The sequence below is a fragment of the Xenorhabdus miraniensis genome (assembly GCF_002632615.1).
Genome location: NZ_NITZ01000013.1, coordinates 57,385 through 66,114, shown reverse-complemented (window position 1 = coordinate 66,114; position 8,730 = coordinate 57,385). Strand labels below are relative to the sequence as shown.

Annotated in this window: 6 protein-coding genes and 1 rRNA gene; 2 read left to right on the top strand and 5 right to left on the bottom strand. The window is 43.8% G+C overall.

What is annotated here, in order from left to right; genetic code table 11:
• The first annotated feature begins 155 nt into the window (after positions 1-155).
• A 5S ribosomal RNA gene (gene rrf, locus Xmir_RS13235) occupies positions 156-271 on the top strand.
• 130 nt (positions 272-401) lie between these two features.
• On the opposite strand, the gene Xmir_RS13230 is transcribed toward rrf, so the two are convergent.
• The 4 genes from Xmir_RS13230 to Xmir_RS13215 all read right to left on the bottom strand — a co-directional run bounded on the left by Xmir_RS13230 (position 402) and on the right by Xmir_RS13215 (position 5,871).
• Positions 402-761 (bottom strand): YfiM family lipoprotein, encoded by a 360-nt coding sequence (locus tag Xmir_RS13230; protein WP_422646019.1) that lies wholly within the window; start codon positions 759-761, stop codon positions 402-404.
• Positions 762-872: 111 nt separating this feature from the next.
• The gene (pssA, locus tag Xmir_RS13225) at positions 873-2,228 is read right to left on the bottom strand and encodes a CDP-diacylglycerol--serine O-phosphatidyltransferase (protein ID WP_167385988.1); all 1,356 of its coding nucleotides are present in this window, start codon (positions 2,226-2,228) and stop codon (positions 873-875) included.
• A 203-nt stretch (positions 2,229-2,431) separates the two neighbouring features.
• Positions 2,432-5,074: a bifunctional acetate--CoA ligase family protein/GNAT family N-acetyltransferase gene (locus Xmir_RS13220; protein ID WP_167385987.1), complete on the bottom strand. Its 2,643-nt coding sequence runs from the start codon at positions 5,072-5,074 to the stop codon at positions 2,432-2,434.
• Between the two features lie 110 nt (positions 5,075-5,184).
• Complete coding sequence (locus Xmir_RS13215) at positions 5,185-5,871, bottom strand: tRNA-uridine aminocarboxypropyltransferase (RefSeq protein ID WP_099114692.1); 687 nt, start codon at positions 5,869-5,871, stop codon at positions 5,185-5,187.
• A gap of 133 nt (positions 5,872-6,004) precedes the next feature.
• Here Xmir_RS13215 and Xmir_RS13210 point away from each other — a divergent pair, with 133 nt between their 5' ends.
• Positions 6,005-7,042 (top strand): tRNA/rRNA methyltransferase, encoded by a 1,038-nt coding sequence (locus Xmir_RS13210; protein ID WP_099114691.1) that lies wholly within the window; start codon positions 6,005-6,007, stop codon positions 7,040-7,042.
• Between the two features lie 139 nt (positions 7,043-7,181).
• Here Xmir_RS13210 and emrB read toward each other — a convergent pair whose 3' ends face one another.
• Complete coding sequence (gene emrB, locus Xmir_RS13205; protein WP_099114690.1) at positions 7,182-8,723, bottom strand: multidrug efflux MFS transporter permease subunit EmrB; 1,542 nt, start codon at positions 8,721-8,723, stop codon at positions 7,182-7,184.
• Positions 8,724-8,730: the final 7 nt, after the last annotated feature.

The following is an 8,730-nucleotide window of genomic DNA, read 5'->3' as shown; positions in this document are numbered from 1 at the left end:
GGTGTGTAAGCGTTGCGAGACGTTGAGCTAACCAGTACTAATGAACCGTGCGGCTTAACCTGACAACGCCGAAGGTGTTTTGGGTAAGGGTGAGAGAGATAACGTTTCAAGTTAATGCAAGAGCGCAGCTTGTTCGGGATTGAATACAGGATTTGTCTGGCGGCAACAGCGCGGTGGTCCCACCTGACCCCATGCCGAACTCAGCAGTGAAACGCCGTAGCGCCGATGGTAGTGTGGGGCCTCCCCATGCGAGAGTAGGACACTGCCAGACATTCAATTAGCCAGAGAAGCCATCCTTAACCGGGTGGCTTTTTTGCATTTGGGGATTATTAAAAAATATCGCCTTAAAGACGATAGTGATTTAAAAATCACAGAACTCAAAAAATCATAGAGTCCAAAAATCACTTCATAGATTGATACAAGCTATAGCCCGCTATAGCGCCAGCGACATTATAAGCCATATCGTGCCAACTCCAGCCCGTTCCAGATGGGCGGCTGTCATAGAGTTCTTTTGCTGCACCAAGACTGATTGAGAGTAACATACCAAATTGAGCACCTTCACGATGTCCCCAATTTTGACGATCTCCATATGCGTTTCCGGCGACGGATACAACCGCAGAAAATAGAAAATGTTGCGCTTTATCTTTGCCAATCCAATTATCATTGGCTTGACGCATATTAGAGCAAGATAAATTTAATAGGAGAGGGGAGATTATTAATATATTTTTTATGAGGGTGATGACAGTTTTCTTCATCTTAATTTAAGCCATGATTTATTTTTTTAAAATCTTAGCTGATTGATAAATAAGATACAAAAATCCCCTCTCGTTATTGCGAGAGGGGATTCAAAAATTGATAATTATTTATCTATATTACAGTATTCTGCTGATTAATCGATCAACTCGAATGCGTCGTAAACGGCGTATCAACTTACGAACTTTAACAGGATAGAGCTGGATACTCTCCAGTTCCTGATAATTGCTGATAATTTTTGTGTGGGTACGAATGCAATCCAGCTCCATAGAACGTTGTTCTTGCATTTCTTGGTGAGGATCGTGGATAAGAATGGCATTTTCCAGATCCAAACCCCAAGCTCGAGGATTGAGGTTATTACCTGTAATCAACTGCCACTTATTATCAACCCAGATACCTTTTAAGTGATAAGTATTATCTTGATCTTTCCATAACCGAATGGTTAATTGCTGGCTATCGATAAATTTTTGTAACCGGCTTGTAAAGCGCCGCAAGTTTATTTCATACAGGTAAGGCAATGCCCCGATGATCTTAAACGGTTCTTCTGGTGGAATATAAAAATCATTGGCTGTTTTGTCTCCAATGATGATTTCAACTTGTTTTCCTTGGCGAAGTAGCCGCGATATTGCCCGTACCAAAACTGCTGGTAAATTGAAATAAGGTGTACAAATCACCAACTTTTTTTCAGTGCAGGCCATCAGGTGGCAGATCGTTTTATTCAGTTGATTCTTTTTACCTAAACCAACAAGAGGTGTCACTGCCAATTCTTCATTTGAAGCTTGATTTTCGAATTGATATTCAGAATTTCGTAATGAAGCACGGAATTGGCGGATCAAATTTTTAATTTCAAGACTACGAGGACGATTGTGACAAGCCAAGTTTCTTACGGCTTCAGCGCTGAGCATACTGTCATCGATAAACTGCTTCATGATTGCTGCAAGTTTTGCATTGTGCAGCAAGTGATAACGGTCATAACGGTATTTTTCATGGCGATGTAGATAAACATCATTAATGCTGGCTCCACTATAAATGACTGTATCATCAAAAATAAAGCCTTTCAGGTGTAACACACCCAACGCCTCACGTGTGTTCACAGGAACACCCAGAATGGGAATGTTGACCTCAGGATAGCTTTCAGCCATGGAACAGTACCAATCTGCGCTTGTTGCCGCTGCCTCTACGCCAATGCGACCACGTTGAGCACGATGCCAGTCAACTAGGATTTTAATGTCCAGTTCAGGGCGTTTTTGTTTGGCAACATACAATGCAGTCAGAATATCCCGCCCAGCATCATCGTTTTCTAAATATAATGCCGCGATATAAATATGCTTTTGGGCGTTCGCTATGTGTTCCAGTAAGGTGCTGAGGAACACTTTAGATTGATAAAGTGTTTCTATGTCAGCAACTGACTGCGGTAGTTTAGGCAGTTGCGCAAGGTGTTGTTGGTGTTTTGCTTGTTTAAATTTGGACAACATCACAGTGCGTTTTTTCTCTTAGTTTAGATGGAATATGTTCCATCATAAGGTGTATGAATCAAAATGATCTGGCGATGATACCACTAGTTTGGCTCATTGTTAGTATGAATTAACGTTCCTGAGCTGATTGCTTTAAGACTGTGCGATTCATCACGAAGTGAAGTTTTTCTCCATCTTCATTGAATACACGCTTAAATCACACTTTAGAGTTTTAGGACAAGGTTAACAATGCCATCCTCCAACTGGATATCAATAGCAAATCCAAGCTTCTTGGCAAGTTGAATCATATTACGGTTTTCCGGCATAGTAATCGCATTCAAAACTTGAATACCGTGTTCTCTTGTGTAATGAATCAGCTTAGTCATGAGCTGATAGCCTAACGTAATTCCCTTGAGATCTGATCGCACTAATATCGCAAATTCTGCTTCGATATTATCGGGATCGGCCATCGCACGGGCAACACCGATAATTTCAGGTGTTGTTGTAGGGTGACGTATTGCGACAAATGCCATTTCCCGGTCATAGTCAATTTGGGTCATGTTGGCGAGATCGTCATGGGTGAACTCACTGATTTCACTGAAATAACGGTAATAAAGATCTTCTTTTGTCACTTGGTCGATAAACGTTTTCAGCAGAGGTTCATCTTCCGGCAAAATTGGGCGCAGCAGGCATTCAAGATTGTCTTTTATAGAGATAATTTCTTCCAGCTCATTGGGATAAGGGCGAATAGCAAGTCTCTTGCGAGGATCCCCTGTTACCGGCGTTAACTCCATCGTTACATCCAATAGCGTGAGTTCATTACCCGATACAAGTAGCGGGTGAATGTTCATGCGAGCAATTTGCGGACAATCGATCAGGAGATTGGATACCCTAACCAACAATTGACTGAGTAAAGGGATATCCAGTGGCAGTAGTGATCCCCCTGATTTTATTTTGCCTCCCTTAATTGCTTGAATGACCAAATAACGGGCTAACGCCATATTCAGGGGAGGAAGGGCGACGGCAGCTTGTGTTTCATCAATCCAATCAATGCCCCCTTCTCCCAGCATGATTAAAGGGCCAAATATTTCGTCTTGCTCAATAGAGATCCTCAATTCTTGTGCGCCAGCTCGGTTAGCCATGCTTTGTACTAACAAACCATGAATTCTGGCTTGTGGGAAGTTTTGTTTGACACGCTCAATAATAGCCTGTGCTGCTGTTTTGACTTCATAGGAATTACGCAAATAAAGCATAACCCCTTGAACTTCTGACTTGTGCGGAATATCTGGAGATCGGAGCTTCAGTGCAACGGGATAGCCAATTTTTTCAGCAATATTGACTGCATCATCACTGTTATGGGCTATCCAGGTCGGTAAGGTATTTAAGCCATAGGCTTCAAGAATAGGCTGTACTTCATGAGTATCTAATCGGATATTTCCGTTTTCAAGAGCCTGTTGTATGCACTCATGAGCACGAGCTGTATTCGATGTGATGCCAATTGGCAGGGATGGTGTCTCTTTGAGTTGTTTTTGATTTCGTTGATATTCCACCATATGCATAAATGCTGTAATTGCGCCTTCTGGTGTGCGATACGTTGGAAGTCCTGCTTCACTAAACAGACGCCGGGCTTCTAGTGAAGAATATTCTCCGCACCAATTAGTGAAAATGGTGGGCCATTTTCCGCGCGGATGTTCCTTAATCGTTTGGATGACTCTGACAGCCGTAGATTGGCTGTGAGATATCGCACAAGGAGAGTGAATTAACAGTAAGGCATCATAGTCATGGCTATCTAAAAGTAGCTTAAGTACAGCAATATATTGCTCAGTAGAGGAATCATCACCGATATCTAAAGGATTGCGTAGAAGAAGCGTTTCGGGAAGTATGCCGGATAATTCACTGATCGTTTTTTCATTTAACACGGCGAGTTTTCCGGTTCTCCTGAGTAACTCATCTAACGCCATCGCAGCGGGGGCGGCTCCATTACTGACGATTAACAAGCGCTCTCCGCGCAGTGGTCGCATAAAACTTAATGTTTCCACAGCAGAAAACATTTCATGTGTATCTTGTACACGCAGTAAACCGGCACGCTGAATAGCAGCATCATAGGCAGCATCGAAATTCTGTTGTTCCCCCAGTAATTGCTGAGCTTTTCGTGTTCGACTGCTTTTTACAACCAGAATGGGTTTATTGCGTGAAGCGCTTCGAGAGGCAGAAAGAAAACGCCGGGCATCACTGATATGTTCGAGATGTAACAAAATGGCACTCGTCTTGCTGTCTCTAGCTAGGAAGTCGAGTAGATCATCAATATCAATATCAACACTATCTCCAAGAGCAATAAAATATGAAAAACCGATATTGCGATGATGAGCCCAGTCGAGAATTGTGTTTGATATTGCTGCGGATTGCGAGATGAAAGCCAATTTACCTTTCAGGATAGGAATAGGGGAAAAACTGGCATTTAGCCCTATCCAGGGTGCCAGAATGCCGAGGCTATTCGGTCCCAGAATGCGGATATGATATTTCTGGCTATATTGCTTTAGTTCGTTAAACTGCGATGGTGGCGAGGATAGAATAATAACGGTTTTGCATCCATGTTGAGCCAATTGTTCCAGCAACGATAGATTGCGGCTGTGATGGGTGCAAATGACAGCGAGATCGGGGAGCAAGGGGAGCTTATCGATAGAAGGATAGGCCAATACACCCAGAACAGCATGCTTGTTTGGTGTTACGGGCAGAATGGGGCCCGTAAAACCGCCCATCAGTAAATTCCGCATTAACATTGAGCTGGCTTTTTCTTGTTTTTCAGAAGCACCAATAACAGCAATAGATCTGGGGCGTAACAATGCTTCAAGTCCGCGCTGGCTCATTTCTGGGATTCCTCATGAGTTATTACATCAATAAACAATCACTATAGATTAAACAGTTACCATGAATAACTTTAGCCACCATCAGTTACTTTAGCGGGGATTGTCAAGAATTACTGTGATTGACTCCCCGGACGATTAGATTTTCCAGCCAGATATTGTTCACGAAAATGATTGAAATGGCCGAGTAACGAGTATGAGGCTTCAATATCCCCGGCCAATTCTAGTGCAGCGGCTGCAACTTCGGCAGTACAATGCTGTTCTTGTCTGGACGGAACTCGCAGTAAATAATCCATTTTGGCAATATTGTTAATAGACAGCAGGGGAATATCATCCAAATATGGGCTTTTACGAAACATTTTCCTTGCCTCAGGCCAAGTACCATCCAATATAATGAACAGCGGTGGTTTCTGGTTATCAGGAAGCTGCTGATACACAGTACGAGGAGGCGTGGCGTAACTATCTGGGAATATCAAATAGGGCTGCCGGATTGGGTCGTTCAACACCTCAAGCATTTGTTTATCGGGTTCGGTTCTGGACCAGAGAAAAGCGTGTGTATCGGGCAGTATATCCGCAATCAACTTTCCAGTATTGCTGGGTTTCATAGGCTCAGTATCAAACATGATGAGACAGAAGCGGCTCTCCGCGTTTGCGGGTGAGACCATTTCACACAGGCAGTTTTTTTGGGGCAATAAACAATGCAAGCAACGTTGTACCCGGCAACCCCTTGCCTGAAACGGGCGGGTAGAACGGGCAAGGCGGTGTTGGCGAAGCTGATAAACGGCGTTGTTATTTCTCATTTAAGAACTCAAACATGTTCGTGGATAAAACCAGTAAAAATTAGCGGATATTTTAATGGATTGTCGTTGCCAGAGGTAGCTTCGGGCGCGCACATCGGGTAATCTTCGCGCCATAGCGCAGTTGGAGAAATAAATGAACGATTCCTATAGTGGTAAGAGCGGTAAAGTCAAAGTGATGTATGTCCGCAATGAGGACAATAACGATAATCGTAAAGACAACGATCGTCGTAAGAATGGAGACAACCGTAAAAACAATAAACGTCCGTTTGGTAAAGGGCGTGAGCAAAGTGACCGCCGTCGTGATAATGAACGCCCTGCGCGTTCAGACGAACGCTCTCCTTGGAGAACTGTTTCTCGTCCAGAGGGAGAACCACTTAAACCAGAACATAGCGGTATCAGTGGTAAAAGTTATATCGACCCTGAACAGCTCCGTCGCCAGCGTTTGGAAGAAACCCGTATCTATGGGGAAAATGCTTGTCAGGCAATGTTCCAGAACCGCCCTGATGCAATTGTTCGGGCTTGGTTTGTTCAATCAATCACCCCACGTTTTCGCGATGCCCTTAAATGGATGGCGGCAAATCGCAAAGCGTACCATGTGGTTGACGATGAGGAACTGACTAAAGCATCAGGTACGGAGCATCATGGTGGCGTTTGCTTTTTGATCAAGAAACGCAATGGGATAGATGCAGAAACCTATTTGCAGCAAGCACCAGCAAAAGATTGTGTGTTGGCATTGGAAAATGTAGGTAATCCACATAACCTTGGTGCAATCATGCGTAGTTGTGCACATTTTGGTGTGCAGGGCGTGATCTTGCAGGATACAGCGATGTTGGAATCGGGTGCGGCTGTTCGTACAGCAGAAGGTGGTGCTGAGCATATCAAAGGCATTGATGCTGATGGTTTCACAGCTACGCTGAATAAATTCCGTGACGAAGGCTACTCCATTGTGACCACATCAAGCCATAAAGGAAGCACAACACTGGCACAAGCAACATTGCCAGAAAAAATGGTTTTGGTATTGGGGCAGGAAAGTGATGGGTTAAGCGACAGTACTTGGGAAGATGGTGACATTCGTCTTTCTATCGGTGGTACTGGTCGGGTAGAAAGCCTGAATGTTTCTGTTGCAACAGGCATTATGCTGGCGGAATGGTGGCGTCAGAATAAGGTTTAATTTAGTTGAAAGTAGAAGGGAGTCGTTTACTCTTCTTCATTAATGAGGCCCTGACTATTTAGTCAGGGTCTTTATTTTGCCCATTATTTTTCATAACGGGAGCGAATGCTCCCGTTACTATCAACGTTAATCAATAGCTCTAATGTGCTCCGCCTTGGTCTTGTGTCCCCGCAGAAAATGGTGGTTTTGCCAACCAAACCAATAGTGTCAAAATAAGGAACACGCCTGCTGACAGCCAAAAGATTTCATTGGCAGAAATAATTAATCCTTGTTGGGTGATCTGTTTTGCCAGATAAGCTGCTATCTGCGTATCATTCATGCCTAACTGACTTAATTGGTGATGAATTTGCTGATAGTTCGGGTTATATGGATTGATGTATTCAGTAAGGTTCGAATGGTGTATAGATTCACGCTGTGTCCACATTGTGGTTGTGAGGGATGTCCCGATTGAACCGGCCAATATACGGGTAAAATTTGACAGGCTGGAAGCCGAAGCCATTTGCTCTGGTGCAAGCCCTGATAAGGTAATGGTTGTCAGTGGCATGAAGAAACATGCCATAGCAAGCCCCTGAAAAAATTGAGGCCATGCCGCGGTAGCAAAATCCATACCTGGCTCAAAAGTATATGCCCGCCAATAGAAACAAACAGTATAAGTGACGAAACTGAAAGTCACGATGTAGCGCATATCTATTTTATGCCCAAATTTACCAATAATTGGGGAAAGCAACAGCGGCAACAACCCGACAGGCGCAGCCGCAAAGCCGGCCCATGTTGCGGTATAACCGAAAACTTCTTGCAATAATTGTGGCAGCAAAACAATCGAACCGAAGTACATCATGAAGCCAAGGCTGATGCTCAATGTTCCAATAGAAAAATTACGCCTCTTAAACAGCGATAGATCGATAATCGGGTGGTCATCAGTCAGTTCCCATATGATTAAGAACGTCAGGGTAATCACTGCAATAAGAGTGAGGATTATAATTTCGGTAGAATTAAACCAGTCAAGCTCCTTACCTTGGTCGAGCATGGTTTGCAGGCAACCTATACCAATCACCAGCAAAAATAATCCCACAATATCAATTGGATTAATCGCAGTTTCTGTTTCCCGGCCGCGTAATATTTGCATAACAGCAAAGATAATAGCGATACCAAGAGGGATGTTAATAAAGAAAATCCATCCCCATTGGTAGTTGTCACTGATATATCCCCCTAAGATAGGGCCGCAAATAGGTGCAACAACTATCATTACTGACCAAAGTGCTAACGCCATGTTTCGTTTAGCTGGTGGGTAATTATTGAGTAACAAACTTTGGCAAAGAGGAAGTACCGGTCCTGCGGCGAGCCCTTGAATAATGCGGAATAAAATTAGCATACCGAGGCTATTGGAAATACCACATAGCCAAGATGAAAGCGTAAAAATCGCAGTAGCCCAGAGGAACAGTTTCACTTCACCAAAACGCTTTGCCAGCCAACCCGTGATTGGTATAGAAATAGCGTTTGCGACACCAAAAGAAGTGATGACCCATGTTCCCTGCGAGATTGAAGCCCCTAAATTACCCGCAATCGTTGGTATGGCAACATTGGCAATGGTGGAGTCGAGAACAAGCATGAAAGTTGCCATTGCCAGCGAAATGGTCAGAAGAGCAAGTTTCGCGCCTGTCAGTGGTTCTCTGTTTCCCATGACTCCC